Raw genomic sequence first — 16,188 nt, 5'->3', positions numbered from 1 at the left:
GGATCAGGGCGCGTTTGCTTCAAAACCGGGGCCGCGTGCCATGCGGAAAGCGCTGATTGACACTCTGGGAATCGGGACTTCCGCGCGCTTGTGTGATAGACAAAAATTTGGCAAGGTGTTGGTTAGGACAGGAAGACTGTCTCAATTTTCCTTGCAGTTCCGGCATACGGATTGCAACGAAAGTCGGTGCTTTCGAGCGCCAGGAAGGCAACAGGCAAAGCCGTTCTCGGGGACGAAGAACGCCTTGGCCTGAATTTAAGAAAATGCGGCTCGCAGCGGACGAGCGGTGACCCAGAGGCGGGTGCCGCGGAACGCCGAAGGTGCGCCGAAGATAGCGGTGAGGCAGCTTGCCGCATGGAGAGGATTGGAACAATGAACGGGTCGCAATTCGAGCGCGCAAACATCGTGGCAGAAGAGCTGTCGGCGACCGTCGCCTCGAAAACGACCGATCCGATTCAGGAACACAATTCGCGCCCGCCGGCCGAAGGCCTCTACGATCCGAGCCTGGAGAAGGATTCCTGCGGCGTCGGCTTCATCGCCAACATCAAGGGCAAGAAGTCCCACGAGATCGTCGCGGACGCGCTCAGCATCCTCTGCAACCTCGAGCATCGCGGCGCCGTTGGCGCCGACCCGCGCGCCGGTGACGGCGCCGGCATCCTGGTGCAGATTCCGCACGCCTTCTTCAGCCGCAAGGCCAAGGAGCTCGGCTTCACGTTGCCGGCTCCGGGCGAATACGCCATCGGCGCGCTGTTCATGCCGCGCGACACCGCCTGGCGCAACGTCATCAAGAGCATCATCGCCGACCAGATCAAGGAAGAGGGCCTGACCCTGCTCGGCTGGCGCGACGTGCCGACCGACAATTCCTCGCTCGGCGTCACCGTGAAGCCGACCGAGCCCGCCTGCATGCAGGTGTTCATCGGCCGCAACGGCACCGCCAAGACCGAGGACGATTTCGAGCGCCGGCTCTACATTCTGCGCAAGTCGATCTCGCAGGCGATCTACCAGCGCCGCGACCGCGGGCTTGCGGGCTATTATCCCTGCTCGATGTCGTGCCGCACCGTGATCTACAAGGGCATGTTCCTCGCCGACCAGCTCGGCAAGTACTATCCCGATCTGCACGAGGCGGACTTCGAGAGCGCGCTGGCGCTGGTGCATCAGCGCTTCTCGACCAACACCTTCCCGGCTTGGTCGCTGGCGCATCCCTACCGCATGATCGCGCATAACGGCGAGATCAACACGCTGCGCGGCAACACCAACTGGATGGCGGCGCGCCAGGCCTCCGTGAGCTCCGAGCTCTACGGCAAGGACATCAACCGGCTCTGGCCGATCTCCTACGAGGGCCAGTCGGACACCGCCTGCTTCGACAACGCGCTCGAATTCCTGGTGCAGGGCGGCTACTCGCTGCCACACGCCGTCATGATGATGATTCCGGAGGCGTGGGCCGGCAATCCCCTGATGGATGAGAAGCGCCGCGCCTTCTACGAATATCATGCAGCCCTGATGGAGCCGTGGGACGGCCCCGCCGCGATCGCCTTCACCGACGGCCGCCAGATCGGCGCCACGCTCGACCGCAACGGATTGCGGCCGGCGCGCTATCTCGTGACCAAAGACGACCGCATCGTGATGGCGTCCGAGATGGGCGTGCTGACGATCCCCGAGGACCAGATCATCACCAAGTGGCGGCTGCAGCCCGGCAAGATGCTGCTGGTCGACCTCGAGCAGGGCCGCCTGATTCCGGACGACGAGATCAAGGCCGAACTCGCCCGGAGCCATCCCTACAAGGAGTGGCTGGAGCGGACCCAGATCGTGCTGGAAGAGCTGCCGAAGGTGCCGACCACCGGCGTGCGCTCCAATTTGTCGCTGCTCGATCGCCAGCAGGCGTTCGGCTACAGCCAGGAAGACATCTCCATCCTGATGACGCCGATGGCCTCCACCGGCGAGGAAGCCGCGGGCTCGATGGGCAACGACACGCCGATCTCGGCGCTGTCGGACAAGGCCAAGCCGCTGTTCACCTACTTCAAGCAGAACTTCGCGCAGGTCACCAACCCGCCGATCGACCCGATCCGCGAGGAGCTGGTGATGAGCCTCGTCTCCATCATCGGACCGCGGCCGAACCTGTTCGACCTGCAGGGCCTCGCCACCACCAAGCGTCTCGAAGCGCGCCAACCGATCCTGACCGATGCGGATCTCGAAAAGATCCGCTCGATCTCCGAGGTCGCCGAGTCGCACTTCAAGTCGCGCACGCTCGACACCACCTTCCACGCCGGTCTTGGTGCTGCCGGCATGGACCAGGTGCTCGACGAGCTCTGCGCGCGTGCGGAAGCCGCCGTCCGCGAGGGCGTCAACATCATCATCCTGTCCGACCGCATGGTCGGCACCGACCGGGTGCCGATCCCGGCACTGCTCGCCTGCGCCGCCGTGCATCATCATCTGATCCGTGTCGGACTGCGCACCTCGGTCGGCCTCGTCGTCGAATCCGGCGAGCCCCGCGAAGTGCATCACTTCGCCTGCCTCGCCGGCTACGGCGCCGAAGCGATCAACCCCTATCTGGCGTTCGAGACCATCATCGCGATGAAGGACCGCCTGCCCGGCTCGCTCGACGACTACGAGATCGTCAAGCGCTACATCAAGTCGATCGGCAAGGGCCTTCTCAAGGTGATGTCCAAGATGGGCATCTCGACCTACCAGTCCTATTGCGGCGCGCAGATCTTCGATGCGGTCGGCCTCAAGGCGGATTTCGTCGGAAAGTTCTTTGCCGGCACGCACACCCGCGTCGAGGGCGTCGGCCTTGCCGAGATCGCGGAAGAAGCGGTGCGCCGTCATGCCGACGCGTTCGGCGAGGCGCAGGTCTACAAGACCGCGCTCGATGTCGGCGGCGAATATGCCTATCGCAGCCGCGGCGAGGACCATGCCTGGACCGCCGAGTCGGTCGGGCTGCTGCAGCACGCCGCCCGCGGCAATTCGCTGGAGCGCTATCGCGCCTTCGCGAAGATCCTGAACGAGCAGTCCGAGCGGCTGTTGACGCTGCGCGGCCTGTTCCGGATCAAGAACGCTGACGAAGAGAAGCGCAAGCCGATCCCGATCGACCAGGTCGAGCCGGCCAAGGACATCGTCAAGCGCTTCGCCACCGGTGCGATGAGCTTCGGCTCGATCTCGCGCGAGGCGCACACCACGCTCGCGATCGCCATGAACCGGATCGGCGGCAAGTCGAACACCGGCGAAGGCGGCGAGGAAGCCGACCGCTTCAAGCCGATGCCGAACGGCGATTCCATGCGCTCGGCGATCAAGCAGGTCGCCTCGGGCCGCTTCGGCGTCACCACGGAGTATCTCGTCAACTCCGACATGATGCAGATCAAGATGGCGCAGGGTGCCAAGCCCGGCGAAGGCGGCCAGCTGCCCGGCCACAAGGTCGACGCGACCATCGCAAAAGTCCGGCACTCGACGCCGGGCGTGGGCCTGATCTCGCCGCCGCCGCATCACGACATCTATTCGATCGAGGATCTGGCGCAGCTCATCTACGACCTCAAGAACGTCAACCCGACGGGCGACGTCTCGGTCAAGCTCGTCTCCGAGATCGGCGTCGGCACGGTCGCCGCCGGCGTTGCCAAGGCGCGCGCCGACCATGTCACCATCGCAGGCTTCGAGGGTGGCACCGGCGCTTCGCCGCTGACCTCGATCAAGCATGCCGGCTCGCCGTGGGAGATCGGCCTTGCCGAAACCCACCAGACCCTGGTGCGCGAGCAACTGCGTAGCCGCATCGTGGTCCAGGTCGACGGCGGCTTCCGCACCGGCCGTGACGTCGTGATCGGCGCGCTGCTCGGCGCCGACGAGTTCGGCTTCGCCACCGCGCCGTTGATCGCCGCCGGCTGCATCATGATGCGCAAGTGCCATCTCAACACCTGCCCGGTCGGCGTCGCCACCCAGGACCCCGTCCTGCGCAAGCGCTTCACCGGCCAGCCCGAGCACGTGATCAACTACTTCTTCTTCGTCGCCGAGGAAGTCCGCGAGATCATGGCGTCGCTCGGCTTCCGCACCTTCAACGAGATGATCGGACAGGTTCAGCTGCTCGATCAGACCAGGCTGGTCGCGCACTGGAAGGCCAAGGGCCTCGATTTCTCCAAGCTGTTCGTCAAGCAGAAGGAAGAGAAGGGCCAGAAGATCTATTACTCCGAGCGCCAGAACCATCATCTGGAAGCGGTGCTCGACCGCACGCTGATCGAGAAGGCGACGCCTGCGCTCGACCGCGGCGCGCCGGTGAAGATCGAGGCCAGGATCAACAGCACCAACCGCTCCGCGGGTGCGATGCTGTCGGGCGCGGTCGCCAAGATCTACGGTCATGCCGGCCTGCCGCACGACACCATCCATGTCGGCCTCAAGGGCACCGCCGGCCAGGCGTTCGGCGCGTGGCTGGCGCAAGGCGTCACCTTCGAGCTCGAAGGTGAAGCCAACGACTATGTCGGCAAGGGCCTCTCGGGCGGCAAGATCATCGTCAAGCCTCCCGCCAACAGCGGCATCGTGCCGGAAGAGAGCATCATCGTCGGCAACACGGTGATGTATGGCGCCATCCAGGGCGAGTGCTACTTCCGCGGTGTCGCCGGCGAGCGTTTCGCCGTGCGCAACTCGGGTGCGGTGGCGGTCGTCGAAGGCGCCGGCGATCATTGCTGTGAATACATGACCGGCGGCATCGTGGTCGTGCTCGGCAAGACCGGGCGCAACTTCGCGGCCGGCATGTCCGGCGGCATCGCGTACGTGCTCGACGAGACCGGCGACTTCGACAAGCTGTGCAATCTCAGCATGGTTGAGCTCGAGCCGGTCCTGTCGGAAGAGCTGATCAACGCCGGCACCTACAATCACGCCGGTGACCTCGAGGCGCATGGCCGGGTCGACGTGTTCCAGAACCTGCTCGACTCCGACGTCGAGCGCCTGCACGTCCTGATCACGCGCCATGCGAAAGCGACCGGCTCCAAGCGCGCCGCCGAGATCCTTGCCAATTGGAAGGACTGGCTGCCCAAATTCCGCAAGGTGATGCCGGTGGAGTACCGGCGCGCACTGCGCGAAATGGCCGCCAACGCGGACGCCGAGCCGAAAATCGCGATCGGGGCGTAGGGCATCACACCCCGTCATTGCGAGCGAAGCGAAGCAATCCAGACTTTCTTCCTTGATGCAGACTGGATTGCTCCTCGCAATGACGGCGAGGAAGAAACAAAACGAATTTAAGCGGCAGGGACTTCGGGTTTAATGGGCAAGATCACGGGTTTTCTCGAAATCGAACGGCATGACCGCAAGTACACCCCGGTCGCCGAGCGCGTGAAGCATTACAACGAGTTCGTCGTTCCCTTGACCGAGAAGGAAACGCGCGACCAGGCCGCGCGCTGCATGAATTGCGGCATTCCCTATTGCCACGGCACCGGCTCGGTGGCGCCCGGCACGCCCGGCTGCCCGGTCAACAACCAGATCCCCGATTTCAACGACCTCGTCTACCAGGGCAATTGGGAAGAGGCCTCGCGCAACCTGCACTCGACCAACAATTTTCCGGAGTTCACCGGTCGCATCTGCCCGGCGCCGTGCGAAGCGTCCTGCACGCTCAACATCGACGACAACCCCGTCACCATCAAGACCATCGAATGCGCGATCGTCGACCGCGCCTGGGACAATGGCTGGCTGAGGCCGGAAGTGGCGGCCGTGAAGACCGGCAAGAAGGTCGCGGTGATCGGCTCGGGTCCGGCCGGCATGGCCTGCGCGCAGCAGCTCGCGCGCGCCGGCCACGACGTGCACCTGTTCGAGAAGTTCGCCAAGGCCGGCGGCCTGCTGCGCTACGGCATCCCCGACTTCAAGATGGAGAAGGGCATCATCGACCGCCGCGTCAAGCAGATGGAAGGCGAAGGCGTCACCTTCCACTACAACAGCAATGTCGGCGCTGACGGCAATGTCGACCCGCGCCAGATGCTCAACGAGTACGATGCGGTTGCGCTGACGGGCGGCGCGGAAGCCCCGCGCGACCTGCCGATCCCCGGCCGCGATCTTCAAGGCATCCACTACGCCATGGACTTCCTGCCGCAGCAGAACCGCCGCGTCTCCGAGGAGCCGCTCGGCGGCGTCCAGGAGATCCTGGCCGGCGGCAAGCATGTCGTCGTCATCGGCGGTGGCGACACCGGATCTGACTGCATCGGCACCTCGCTGCGCCAGGGCGCGCTCTCGGTGACCCAGCTCGAGATCATGCCCGCCCCGCCCGAGCGCGAGAACAAGGGCCTGACCTGGCCGAACTGGCCGCTCAAGATGCGCACCTCCTCCAGCCAGGCCGAAGGCGCGGTCCGCGAATACGCCGTGCTGACGCAGAAGTTTTCCGGCGAGAACGGCAAGGTCAAGAAGCTGCACTGCGTGCGCGTCGACGACAAGTTCAAGCCGATTGCCGGCACCGAGTTCGAGCTCGATGCCGAGCTCATCCTGCTCGCGATGGGTTTCGTCCATCCCGTGCACGAGGGCCTCTTGAAGCTGCTCTCGGTCGACCTCGACCCGCGCGGCAACGTCAAGGCCAACACGCTCGACTACCAGACCTCGCGCCCGAACGTGTTCACCGCCGGCGACATGCGCCGCGGCCAGTCGCTGGTGGTCTGGGCCATCCGCGAGGGCCGGCTGTGTGCGCGGTCGATCGACACGTTTTTGATGGGGAAGACGGATCTGCCGCGCTGAGCTTGTTGCTCGGCCGCCAAATCAGCAAACGGTGTCATCGCCCGGCTTGACCGGGCGATCCAGTATTCCAGAGACGTCAAACGTATACGGATAAGCCGCGGCGTGCTGGATGCCCCGGTCAAGCCGGGGCATGACAGCGGAGTGAGTGGCGAGAGCGAAGCCAACTAAGCCGCATACGCTCAATCGCGACGCACCGCCGCCTTAATTCTGCAACCTCACCCCCACCAACATCACCGTCCCCTGGGAGCTCGACCCCGGCTGGTTCGAGTTCAGGATGTCGTGGCGCAGCGTGCCCTTGATCCAGATGTTGCGGTTGAGCTTGTAGATCAGATTGCCTTCGAGTGAGTAGGTCTTGTCGTTGCGATTCTGGTTCTGGTAGTCGTAGGTGCCGTAGGTGAACTTGCCGACGGCGGTGAGCCAGCGGCGGAAGTCGTGATCGACCTCGATCCCGTAGGTGTGCACCAGCACGCCGGAGGAGCCGGGGACCGTGGACTCCGCGATCTGCGTGTCGGTGGCGAATTTCACCGTGGTCAGGCCGCTTGCGTTCCAGATCAGCGAGCCCGCGGTGAGGAAGCCCGCGAGCTGGCTCAGGCGCGGGTCGACATAATTGCGCGCGGTATAGCCGACCGAGATCTCGCCGATGAGGATGCGCGAGAATTCGAACGACGAGCCGACCTTGGCATAGCCGCCGTTTGAATCGCGGAAGTAGCCGTTGCGGTCGGCGGCCTGGTCGTGCACGCGGGTGTCGCCCTCGATCTCGACGAACGGCTTCAGGCCCGGCTTCAGGTCGTAGGAGAAGCGGCCGATGCCGCCATACTGGTTGAAGTCGCGGTCGCCGTTGCTGAAGGTCGAGCCATCGGTGAGCTTGGAATCGGTGTAGGCGGTGCGATCCACCGTGGCGCCGGCTGCGACCTGGAAGCGATTAAAAGTCTGGTCGAAGCCGAGCGTGGTGCCGTAAGCGGCGTAGACCGGATATTTCTGCAGGCCGGCCTGCACGTTTGGGCTGCCGGGATTGTCGGTGGCGAGCCGCAGGCGGAGCTGCGAGGTCAGCTTGAAGTCGCGGTCGACGTCGAGGCGGCCGTCGACATGACCGGTGAAGTCGGGGCGATCGATCTCGACCGGCGACGGCGAGGCGAAGCCGTCGATCGTCGCCGGCATGTTGTTGGTGTAGCCGGAGAACGAGCCGCGCAGATCGGCGACCAGCGCGTGGCGCTCCCAGTCGGACATCACGAGAAGATCGGGCGCGACGACATAGGCCGGCGAGCCGATCGGCTTGTTCAGGCGCGCCGGATTGGTGTCGTAGCCGGCCGAGAGCTCGAGCCCGCCCTTGATCAGGAAGCTGCCGGCATAGTCGCCGACCGCGCCGAACGCGTCGTCATCGACCTTGAGGCGACGGCGCAGCGGCTGGCCGGGCACGTTGCCGGCCATCGCCGGCGGCACCGGCACCTTGTGCGCAGTCTCGGACGGCGGCGGCGCGATGCGCGGCGGCCCGAGTGTCCGGTCCGGCGTTGCCGGCGGCACCGGCGAGCCGGGTCCGACCGGGCGCTTCGGCTTCGGCTGCCCGGGATAGAGCTTTGGTTGCTGCCGCTTGCGGTTGAGCGAGTCGTAGCCGGAGCCGCTTGCGCCGTTGGCGGCGGGCAGGCCGTAGGTCGGGACCTGGTTGGTCGAGTTTTGGCCGACGCGCGAGGTTGCCGGCGCCTGCTGGCGCTTGCGCGGATCGGCATTGGGATCGGGCAGCGCCGGAAGCGTATCCGACGGCGCCTGCGGCACGCCCGCCGTGCGGCGCGTCGGCAGCGTGTCGGGCGCGGCAAAGCCGCCGCGGTTGGGATTGAACAGGTCGGGCGTGAGGCTCTGGGCGGCCGCCGGCACGCTTTGCAGGGCGGTCAGCGCGAGGCATGGCAAAGCCGCGCGCAGGAAATGCCCGCGTTTGCTCCGGCTCGTGCCTGGAGGCGCCCCCACGATGTAAGAACTCCAACGAAATCAAAGACTTCCACGACGACCTCCGCCCGCGGGCGGGAACCATCGTTAATGGAGTTAAAACAATTATGGTTAATGACCGGTTGAGGGCTTTGGCGGCCGCGTCGCCTCGCCCGCTCGGGCATGCTAAGCAGGCGCCAACGGGCGAGCGCCCCTCCTCCCTGGACCTGAACATGCCGAGCTCGAAACCGCTGATGACCCCATCATCCGGCCCCATCCCCGACAGCGTCGAATCCGCGCTCCGCACGCTGGAGACGGAGAGCGGCGGCATCAATGCGCTCGCCGCCGCCCTGCGCGGTCCGCTGGGCGCGACATTCGCCAAGGCGGTCGACCTGATCCGCAACGCCAAGGGCCGCGTCATCGTCACCGGCCTCGGCAAGTCCGGCCACATGGCGCGCAAGATCGCGGCGACGCTGGCCTCGACCGGCACGCCGGCCTTCTTCGTCCACACCGCGGAAGCCGCCCATGGCGACCTCGGCATGATCACCACCGACGACGTCATCATGGCGCTGTCCTGGTCCGGCGAGCAGCCGGAGATGAAGACGCTGGTGAATTATTCGGCGCGCTTCGCGATCCCGATGATCGCGGTGACGTCGAACGCGGCGTCTTCGCTGGGACAAGCCGCCGACATCGTGATCGAGCTGCCGAAGGCGCGCGAGGCCTGCCCGCACAATCTGGCGCCGACCACATCGACGCTGATGCAGGCCGCAATCGGCGATGCCATTGCGATCGCGCTGCTCGAAGGCCGCGGCTTCACCGCGCTGGAGTTCGCGCATTTCCACCCCGGCGGCAAGCTCGGCGCGATGCTGAAATTCGTCCGCGACTACATGCGCACGGGCGCGGAGATCCCGGTCAAGCCTGAAGGCACCAAGATGTCGGACGCGGTGATGGAGATGTCGGCCAAGGGCCTGGGGTGCGTCTGCATCGTCGACGATGCCGGCGGCATCGCGGGCATCATCACCGACGGCGATCTGCGTCGCCACATGCGGCCGGATCTCCTGACGGCGTCCGTCGACGACATCATGACCAGGCAGCCGAAGACCGTGCCGCCCTCGATGCTCGCCACCGAGATGATCGAGGTGCTGAACACAAGCAAGATCACGACGCTGGTCGTGACCGAAGCCGACAAGGTGGTGGGCATCGTGCACCTGCACGATCTGCTGCGGGCGGGCGTGGCGTAGGGCGCGCTGTATTGACCCTCACCCTGAGGAGCGCGCCAACGGCGCGCGTCTCGAAGGGCGAGGCCACCGGCCGGGCCTTCATCCTTCGAGACGCGCGTTCCGCGCTCCTCAGGATGAGGGACCAAGAGCGGCACCGCTACGCTCGCAATGACGGCGGTTAGACCGCCGGAAACCGCGCAGCCTTCTCCTCCAGCGGCAGCTTCAGCCCGTTCGCCAGATACGACACCGTGCGGTAGAAGCCGCACAGCAGCATGATCTCCAGGATCTGGGCTTCGTCGTAATGCGCCGACAGCGCGGCGAATTCGGCGTCGTCCAACGTCGCGCGGTGATGCAGTGCGTCGACGGCGGCGATCAGCGCCTGCTCGGCCGTCGACCAGCAGGGTGACGTCGCGTCGCCCAGCACGGTGGCGTGCACCTCATCTTCGGTGAGCTTCGCCGGCCCGGCGAAGATCGCGACATGCACGCCCCATTCATATTCGCATCCGGTCAGCGCGCAGGTCCGGTCGATCACGATCTCGCGCTGGCGCAGGGAAAGTGGCCCCGGATCAAGAAGCCCGCCGGCGCGGAACTTGTCCCAGGCGCGGGCGTGGCCCGCCATCACCCGGAACAGCGCCAGCGGCGGGGCGCCACGCATGATGCGGTCGAACTGGGCCTGGATCTCCGGGGGATAAGGCGGAACGAGCGGCGCGATACGCGGCGTGGCCTGGGACATCAGCTGTCTCCGTTGCTACAATTATCGTAGCAATACGCTACATTATTTGTAGCACAGCGCAAGAGGGCCGGGATGGCGAAGCAGGCAGCATCAGGGACCCGGACGGTGCGCGGCTCGCGCACCGGCCGGCCGATCATGGCGCTGCTCGACCTCCTCGGCCGACGCTGGAGCCTGCGGATCCTGTGGGAATTGCGCGACGCCCCCCTCACCTCCCGCGCGCTGCGCGCCGCCTGCGACGAGGCCTCGCCGACGGTGCTGCAGGCGCGGCTGACGGAGCTGCGCGACGCGGGGTTCGTGGAGCTGGGCGACGGAGGAGGTTACGGGCTGACGGCGCTTGGGCGCGAGCTGTGCGAGACGTTCATGCCGCTGCACCGGTTCGCGGAGAGGTGGCAGAAGTGAGGTCTTCTCGCTTACCCTCCCCTGGAGGGGTCCGGGACGAGCGTAGCTCGCCCGTGGGTCGGCTCACATGGAGCGCAGCGAAATGTGAGACGGGGTGGGGTGACGGTGCCTCCACAGCCTACAGTGCCCGCGTGGAGAGATCACCCCACCCCGCTCGCGCTTCGCGCGATCGACCCTCCCCCTCCAGGGGAGGGTAAGCGCGGCTACGCCGCGGCCACCGTCAAATTCGCACCGTCCACCTGCACCACCTTCACCCGCGTCCCGGCCGGCGTATCGGGCCCGGCCACGCGCCAGACCGTGTCGCCGAGGCGCACGGTGCCGTTGCCGTCGATGATCGGCTTCTCCAGCGTGAACTCGCGGCCGAGCAATGCCTCGCTTCGCTTGTTCAGGAAGGGGCTGGCGCTTGCGTCCAGCTTCGGCCGCGCCAGCCGGCGCCACACCGGCACGGCGGCGGCCGCGAAGATTGCGAACATCACGAGCTGGATCTGCCACGACACGGCGACAGCAAAGGAGATCAGGCCGACCAGCAACGCGGCGAGCCCGAGCCAGAACAGGAATACGCCCGGCGCCAGCACTTCCAGCGCCATCAGGATGAAGCCGAAGATCAGCCAATTCCAGGTGCCGAGCGATACGAACATGTCGGTCATGACACGACCTCCTTCTATTGGCGCATGCCCTGATCGGAAAACCGGTCTCCACTTTTCCGGGGCATGCGCTTTAAATTGACGCATGCCCTCATCGGAAGCGCATGCGCTTTGATTATCCCTGCCGGGGCGGCACCGCCGGCGGCGTGGGGCCGGTCGTCGGCACCGACCCGCCACGGCGGGCGGCAGCGGCCGCGGACGCCGCGCTTTCTCCGAACGTTGCCTTGGCGATCTCGCCGATGCCGGCGAGCGAGCCCAGCATGCTCATCGCTTCGACCGGAAGCATGATGACCTTCTGGTTCGGCGAGTCGGCCAGCTGCCCGAACGCCTTGATATATTTGTCGGCGATGAAATAGTTCAGCGCGGCGACGTCTCCCTTGGAGATGGCCTCACTGACCATCTGCGTCGCCTTGGCCTCGGCCTCGGCGGAACGTTCGCGGGCCTCGGCGTCGCGGAACGCGGCTTCCTTGCGGCCCTCGGCCTGGAGGATCTGCCCCTGCTTGGCTCCCTCGGCGCGCAGGATCTCGGACTGGCGCTGGCCTTCGGCGGACAGAATGTCGGCGCGCTTGACGCGCTCGGCCTTCATCTGCCGGCCCATGGCTTCGACGAGGTCGGCGGGCGGCACGATGTCCTTGATCTCGATGCGGTTGACCTTGACGCCCCAGGGCGAGACCGCGGCGTCGACGACGCGGAGCAGGCGCTCGTTGATCTCGTCGCGGTGCGACAGCACCTGGTCGAGGTCCATCGAGCCCATCACCGAGCGGATGTTGGTCATGGTCAGGACCGTGATCGCCTGGTTGAGGTTGGCGACTTCGTAGCTCGCCTTCGCGGCGTCGAACACCTGATAGAAGGCGACGCCGTCCACCGTCACGGTGGCGTTGTCCTTGGTGATGACCTCCTGCTCGGGAATGTCGATCACCTGCTCCATCATGTTGATCTTGCGCCCGACGCGATCGAAATAGGGTACGATCAGATTGAGCCCGGGGCTCAGCGTCTGGGTGTATTTGCCGAACCGCTCGATGGTCCAGTCATAGCCCTGCGGCACCGTCTTCACGCCGGCAACCAGCGTGACGATGACGAGCAAAACCAGAACAATCGCGAAAACATCGAAACCGCTCATATTTCCTCCAAGGCGGGAAAGCCCCTTCCCGCGCTGTCATTGGTCGGGAACGTGACCTTACCGGTTCAGCGGTCACCATTCACGTCGGCGCGGAGCGACATTTCCACAAGAAGTACGGAGGCGGAACGATCGCCGATAAGTATTGTGAGAAAACCCTTGAAACGGCACGGCGGCAACCTAGCAACGGTGTCCTAGTTGGACCATGTAAAATTCACCGGCTTCAGCGCGGCGAGCTCGGGCCGCTCCTTGCGCAGCTTCGCCAGTTGGACGGCCGTCGGCCTTGTCTCGAAGCTGCGTTGCTGCCCCGGAAAGACGGTCGCAACGTAATACAGTCCAGGGGAGGGAAGATCGATCTTGGGCGTATGCACCGGCACGAATCCCATCGACGCGCCATTCGGGAGATAGGTGCCCGGGCGACCCGTCGTCGTATAGTTTTGCAGCTCAAGCCCCGTCGTTCCGACCGCGACCGGAATCGCAACAAGGCCGTCCGGAGCAAGGCTGATCCCTCGCGCATTGATCGCGGGAAAGCCGTTGTGAACGAACTGAAGATAGTTGATCGTCTCGCTGCCGCCGTTTGCGACCAGGACGATGGCCGTATCACTCTTGACGGCACCGCCGGCCCGCACTGCTTCCGGATACATGGTCGACGCTACGTCCCCGGTCGTGTTGCAGCCGGCGAGTCCGCAGGCCACGACAGCTACAAGCAACAATCCCCGCATGCAATCGCGCCCGCCCCGTTCGAGCCGCATCGCTCGCGGCAACATCCCCACCGTCATTCTGCCCCAGGAATTCTGGAATCACCAGTCGAAGGCAGCATCGGCGCCCCTATTCAACCACGGTGTTGGCGATCGCGAGCAACGAGGGTGACATCGTCAACCCCAGCGCCCTCACCGTCTTCAGGTTGATCGCAAGCTCGAACTTGGTGGGATTCTGGACCGGCAGGTCGGCTGCCTGCGCGCCCTTCAGGATGCGATCGATGTAGTTGGCCGCGCGGCGGAGCTGCTCGGCGCTGTCGGTGCTGTAGGACATCAGCCCGCCCTCGTCGACGAAGGTGCGGCTCCAGAACACCGCCGGCACGCGGGCTTCACCGATTGCAGCCAGGAGCTGGGCACGATTGGCCATGGTGAAGAAGTCAGGCAGCACCAAAAGGCCGCCATCCTTCCGCGAAGCCAGCGCGGCGATCGAGCCGGCGTCGTGAACTGGTGCTGCCTCGACCGTCACGTGAAGCGTCCGTGCGGCGTCCTCGATCGTGTGCAGCATCAGGGGCGCGAACGGCGCGGTGGCTGGATTGTAGACGACGAAGACGCGGGACACCTTTGGCGTGACCTGCGTCAGCATCTCCAGCCATTTGCCGGCGAGCGGGCCGTCATAATCGGTGAAGCCGGTGATGTTGCCGCCGGGATAAGCGAGGTTTTTGACAAAGCCCTGGCTGACGGGATCGGTGACGACGGCGAACACGATCGGGATCGTCGTGGTGCGCTGGCGCAGCTCCTCGACCGAGGGCGTGCCGACCGCGAGCAGGATGTCCGGCTTGAGCGCCACGAGTTCGTCGGCGAGGCGCGCGATGCGCGCCCGGTCGCCAGCGCCGCTGCGCCAATCGATCCTGAGATTGTCGTGCTCCTTCCAGCCATGGGCGGCGAGCGTCTCGACCAGGATCGTGCTGCGGGCCTGCCCGATCGCGTCATCCGCGGCCGTGACCGAGAGCACGCCGAGCCGCCGCGTGGCGTTCGGCTGCTGCGCCAGCACCGAGGCCGGCAGCGCGGCGATCGTCCCAAGAAGCGCCAAAGTCTCGCGGCGGTTCATGGGACGCGCCATCAGATCCAGCCCTGAAGCTCGCGCAGCACCAGGGTGCGGATCACGTCCATGCCAGATACGCTGTCGTTGAGGCAGGGGATCGCGGAAAACTGCTCGCCGCCATTGTGCTTGAAGATCTCGGCATTCTCCTGCGCGATCTCCTCCAGCGTCTCCAGGCAGTCGGCGGCGAAGCCGGGGGTCACCACCGCGATGCGACGCACGCCTTCCTTGGCCAGCCGCTCCATGGTCCTGTCGGTGTAGGGCTGGAGCCACTCGTCATTGCCGAAGCGCGACTGGAAGGTCAGCAGCAGTTTCGTCTCGTCCATGCCGAGCCGGCGACGCAGCGCCTCGGTCGTGGCGACGCAGTGGGACTGATAGGGATCGCCCTTGTCGACATAGGATTTCGGCATGCCGTGGAAGGACGCGACGATCAGCTCCGGCGTGAAGGGCAGCGTTGCCAGATGCGTCTCGATCGAGATCGCGAGCGCCTCGATATAGGCCTCGTCCTCGTAATAAGGCGGCGTCACCCGCAGCGTCGGCTGGTTACGCAAGCGGGCGAGCACGCGGAACACTTCGTCGCAGACCGTCGCCGAGGTCGAGGCGGAATATTGCGGATAGAGCGGCACGGCGAGGATGCGGTCGCACCCCTTCGCGATCAGCGCATCGATGCCCGACTTGATCGAGGGATTGCCGTAACGCATCGCCCAGTCCACGACGACGTGGTCGCTGTCAGACAGTGCGGCCGCGAGCTTGTCGCTCTGCGAGCGCGTGATGGTCTTCAGCGGCGACTCGTTCCGCTCATTGTTCCAGATCTTCTGATAGTCCAGCGCCTTGGTGCGGGGACGGCTGCGCAGGATGATGCCGTTGAGCACGAACTGCCAGACCAGCCCCTGGTCCTCGATGACGCGGGCGTCCGAGAGGAACTCCTTGAGATAGACCCGCACGCCGGGCGCATCGGCCGTATCGGGCGTGCCGAGGTTGACCAGGAGCACGCCGACGCGCCGCAGGCTGGACCGGACGGCGGGCTTTTGCGCTGCGATGGGGGCAATTGTCGTCATGATCAGTTGCGTCGCGCGTTGCTCCGAACTTGTCAAGATGAGGCCGGTTTCGCTAGGGTCGCGCCCAAGCGGGGGAGGAAAGATGACGCTCGCGGAATGGTGCGTATTTGGAGCGCTGCTGCTTTATCTGTCGACGATCGTCTCGATCAAATGGACGCGGTTTCGCACGTTCGACAATTCCCGGCCGCGCGACCCCGCCTTCTTCGAGGATGCGCTGGCGCAGCGCGCGCTCGGTGCCCACCAGAACGGCATCGAGACCTTTCCGTTCTTCGCCTTCGCGGTGCTGCTTGCCGAATTCCGGGATTCGCCGCAGCGGCTGATCGACGAGCTCGCCGTGCTGTTCCTGATCGTGCGGATCGCCTACGTGCTGACCTATCTCGGCAACCGCCCGACATTGCGCTCGATCCTCTGGAGCATCGGCTTTGCGATCAATCTCGGGATCTTCTTCATGCCGGCGCTGAAGCGGTTTTTGCCGGTGTGATCTTTCTTCCTTCTCCCCTTGTGGGCCTGTTGCGTAATTCGTCAATTGTGATTCCCTCGGGCAAAGCCTTGGAGGGTAGCGATGGCGGTTAAGCAGACGGGACAGCCGAGCTTTGTGGAAGCGCTGATGCCG

At 65.3% G+C, this 16,188-nt stretch carries 12 protein-coding genes; 5 read left to right on the top strand and 7 right to left on the bottom strand.

The annotated features are described in order from the left end of the window. Nucleotides 1-372: 372 nt before the first annotated feature. Both gltB and OWC48_RS22135 read left to right on the top strand, forming a co-directional pair. Entirely contained in the window at nt 373-5,106 is a 4,734-nt protein-coding gene (gene gltB / locus OWC48_RS22140; RefSeq protein WP_282521854.1) for a glutamate synthase large subunit, read from the top strand. 132 nt (nt 5,107-5,238) lie between these two features. After that, on the top strand, nt 5,239-6,690 hold the full coding sequence (locus OWC48_RS22135; protein ID WP_282521853.1) for a glutamate synthase subunit beta: 1,452 nt from the start codon (nt 5,239-5,241) through the stop codon (nt 6,688-6,690). A gap of 201 nt (nt 6,691-6,891) precedes the next feature. On the opposite strand, the gene OWC48_RS22130 is transcribed toward OWC48_RS22135, so the two are convergent. Then, the gene (locus OWC48_RS22130; protein WP_282521852.1) at nt 6,892-8,649 is read right to left on the bottom strand and encodes an outer membrane beta-barrel protein; all 1,758 of its coding nucleotides are present in this window, start codon (nt 8,647-8,649) and stop codon (nt 6,892-6,894) included. Between the two features lie 191 nt (nt 8,650-8,840). Here OWC48_RS22130 and OWC48_RS22125 point away from each other — a divergent pair, with 191 nt between their 5' ends. Then, nucleotides 8,841-9,848 (top strand): SIS domain-containing protein, encoded by a 1,008-nt coding sequence (locus OWC48_RS22125; RefSeq protein ID WP_282521851.1) that lies wholly within the window; start codon nt 8,841-8,843, stop codon nt 9,846-9,848. Between the two features lie 157 nt (nt 9,849-10,005). Here the strand turns inward: OWC48_RS22125 and OWC48_RS22120 are convergent, their stop codons facing one another. After that, nucleotides 10,006-10,560, bottom strand: coding sequence for a carboxymuconolactone decarboxylase family protein (locus OWC48_RS22120; protein WP_282521850.1), 555 nt, complete (start codon nt 10,558-10,560; stop codon nt 10,006-10,008). 72 nt (nt 10,561-10,632) lie between these two features. Here OWC48_RS22120 and OWC48_RS22115 point away from each other — a divergent pair, with 72 nt between their 5' ends. Further along, entirely contained in the window at nt 10,633-10,959 is a 327-nt protein-coding gene (locus tag OWC48_RS22115; RefSeq protein WP_282521849.1) for a helix-turn-helix domain-containing protein, read from the top strand. A 203-nt stretch (nt 10,960-11,162) separates the two neighbouring features. Here OWC48_RS22115 and OWC48_RS22110 read toward each other — a convergent pair whose 3' ends face one another. The 5 genes from OWC48_RS22110 to hemH all read right to left on the bottom strand — a co-directional run bounded on the left by OWC48_RS22110 (nt 11,163) and on the right by hemH (nt 15,575). Beyond that, entirely contained in the window at nt 11,163-11,606 is a 444-nt protein-coding gene (locus OWC48_RS22110; RefSeq protein ID WP_282521848.1) for an NfeD family protein, read from the bottom strand. Nucleotides 11,607-11,718: 112 nt separating this feature from the next. Then, entirely contained in the window at nt 11,719-12,723 is a 1,005-nt protein-coding gene (locus OWC48_RS22105; protein ID WP_282521847.1) for an SPFH domain-containing protein, read from the bottom strand. A 191-nt stretch (nt 12,724-12,914) separates the two neighbouring features. Beyond that, nucleotides 12,915-13,442: a hypothetical protein gene (locus OWC48_RS22100; protein ID WP_282521846.1), complete on the bottom strand. Its 528-nt coding sequence runs from the start codon at nt 13,440-13,442 to the stop codon at nt 12,915-12,917. Nucleotides 13,443-13,548: 106 nt separating this feature from the next. Continuing rightward, a complete protein-coding gene (locus OWC48_RS22095; protein ID WP_306664430.1) occupies nt 13,549-14,526 on the bottom strand; it encodes an ABC transporter substrate-binding protein in 978 nt (325 codons plus the stop codon). A gap of 11 nt (nt 14,527-14,537) precedes the next feature. Then, nucleotides 14,538-15,575: a ferrochelatase gene (gene hemH / locus OWC48_RS22090; RefSeq protein ID WP_282521844.1), complete on the bottom strand. Its 1,038-nt coding sequence runs from the start codon at nt 15,573-15,575 to the stop codon at nt 14,538-14,540. Between the two features lie 82 nt (nt 15,576-15,657). Here hemH and OWC48_RS22085 point away from each other — a divergent pair, with 82 nt between their 5' ends. Further along, nucleotides 15,658-16,056 (top strand): MAPEG family protein, encoded by a 399-nt coding sequence (locus OWC48_RS22085; RefSeq protein WP_282521843.1) that lies wholly within the window; start codon nt 15,658-15,660, stop codon nt 16,054-16,056. Nucleotides 16,057-16,188: the final 132 nt, after the last annotated feature.

Source organism: Bradyrhizobium sp. Arg816, from assembly GCF_029989365.1.
Lineage (GTDB): Bacteria > Pseudomonadota > Alphaproteobacteria > Rhizobiales > Xanthobacteraceae > Bradyrhizobium.
This window is presented reverse-complemented; position numbering and strand designations above follow the sequence as displayed.

Bases quoted from the DNA above. Each gene is read 5' to 3' on its own strand.
- gltB (WP_282521854.1), top strand. From the start codon at position 373: ATGAACGGGTCGCAATTCGAGCGCGCAAACATCGTGGCAGAAGAGCTG.
- OWC48_RS22135 (WP_282521853.1), top strand. From the start codon at position 5,239: ATGGGCAAGATCACGGGTTTTCTCGAAATCGAACGGCATGACCGCAAG.
- OWC48_RS22125 (WP_282521851.1), top strand. From the start codon at position 8,841: ATGCCGAGCTCGAAACCGCTGATGACCCCATCATCCGGCCCCATCCCC.
- OWC48_RS22120 (WP_282521850.1), bottom strand. From the start codon at position 10,560: ATGTCCCAGGCCACGCCGCGTATCGCGCCGCTCGTTCCGCCTTATCCC.
- OWC48_RS22115 (WP_282521849.1), top strand. From the start codon at position 10,633: ATGGCGAAGCAGGCAGCATCAGGGACCCGGACGGTGCGCGGCTCGCGC.
- OWC48_RS22110 (WP_282521848.1), bottom strand. From the start codon at position 11,606: ATGACCGACATGTTCGTATCGCTCGGCACCTGGAATTGGCTGATCTTC.
- OWC48_RS22105 (WP_282521847.1), bottom strand. From the start codon at position 12,723: ATGAGCGGTTTCGATGTTTTCGCGATTGTTCTGGTTTTGCTCGTCATC.
- OWC48_RS22100 (WP_282521846.1), bottom strand. From the start codon at position 13,442: ATGCGGGGATTGTTGCTTGTAGCTGTCGTGGCCTGCGGACTCGCCGGC.
- OWC48_RS22095 (WP_306664430.1), bottom strand. From the start codon at position 14,526: ATGAACCGCCGCGAGACTTTGGCGCTTCTTGGGACGATCGCCGCGCTG.
- hemH (WP_282521844.1), bottom strand. From the start codon at position 15,575: ATGACGACAATTGCCCCCATCGCAGCGCAAAAGCCCGCCGTCCGGTCC.
- OWC48_RS22085 (WP_282521843.1), top strand. From the start codon at position 15,658: ATGACGCTCGCGGAATGGTGCGTATTTGGAGCGCTGCTGCTTTATCTG.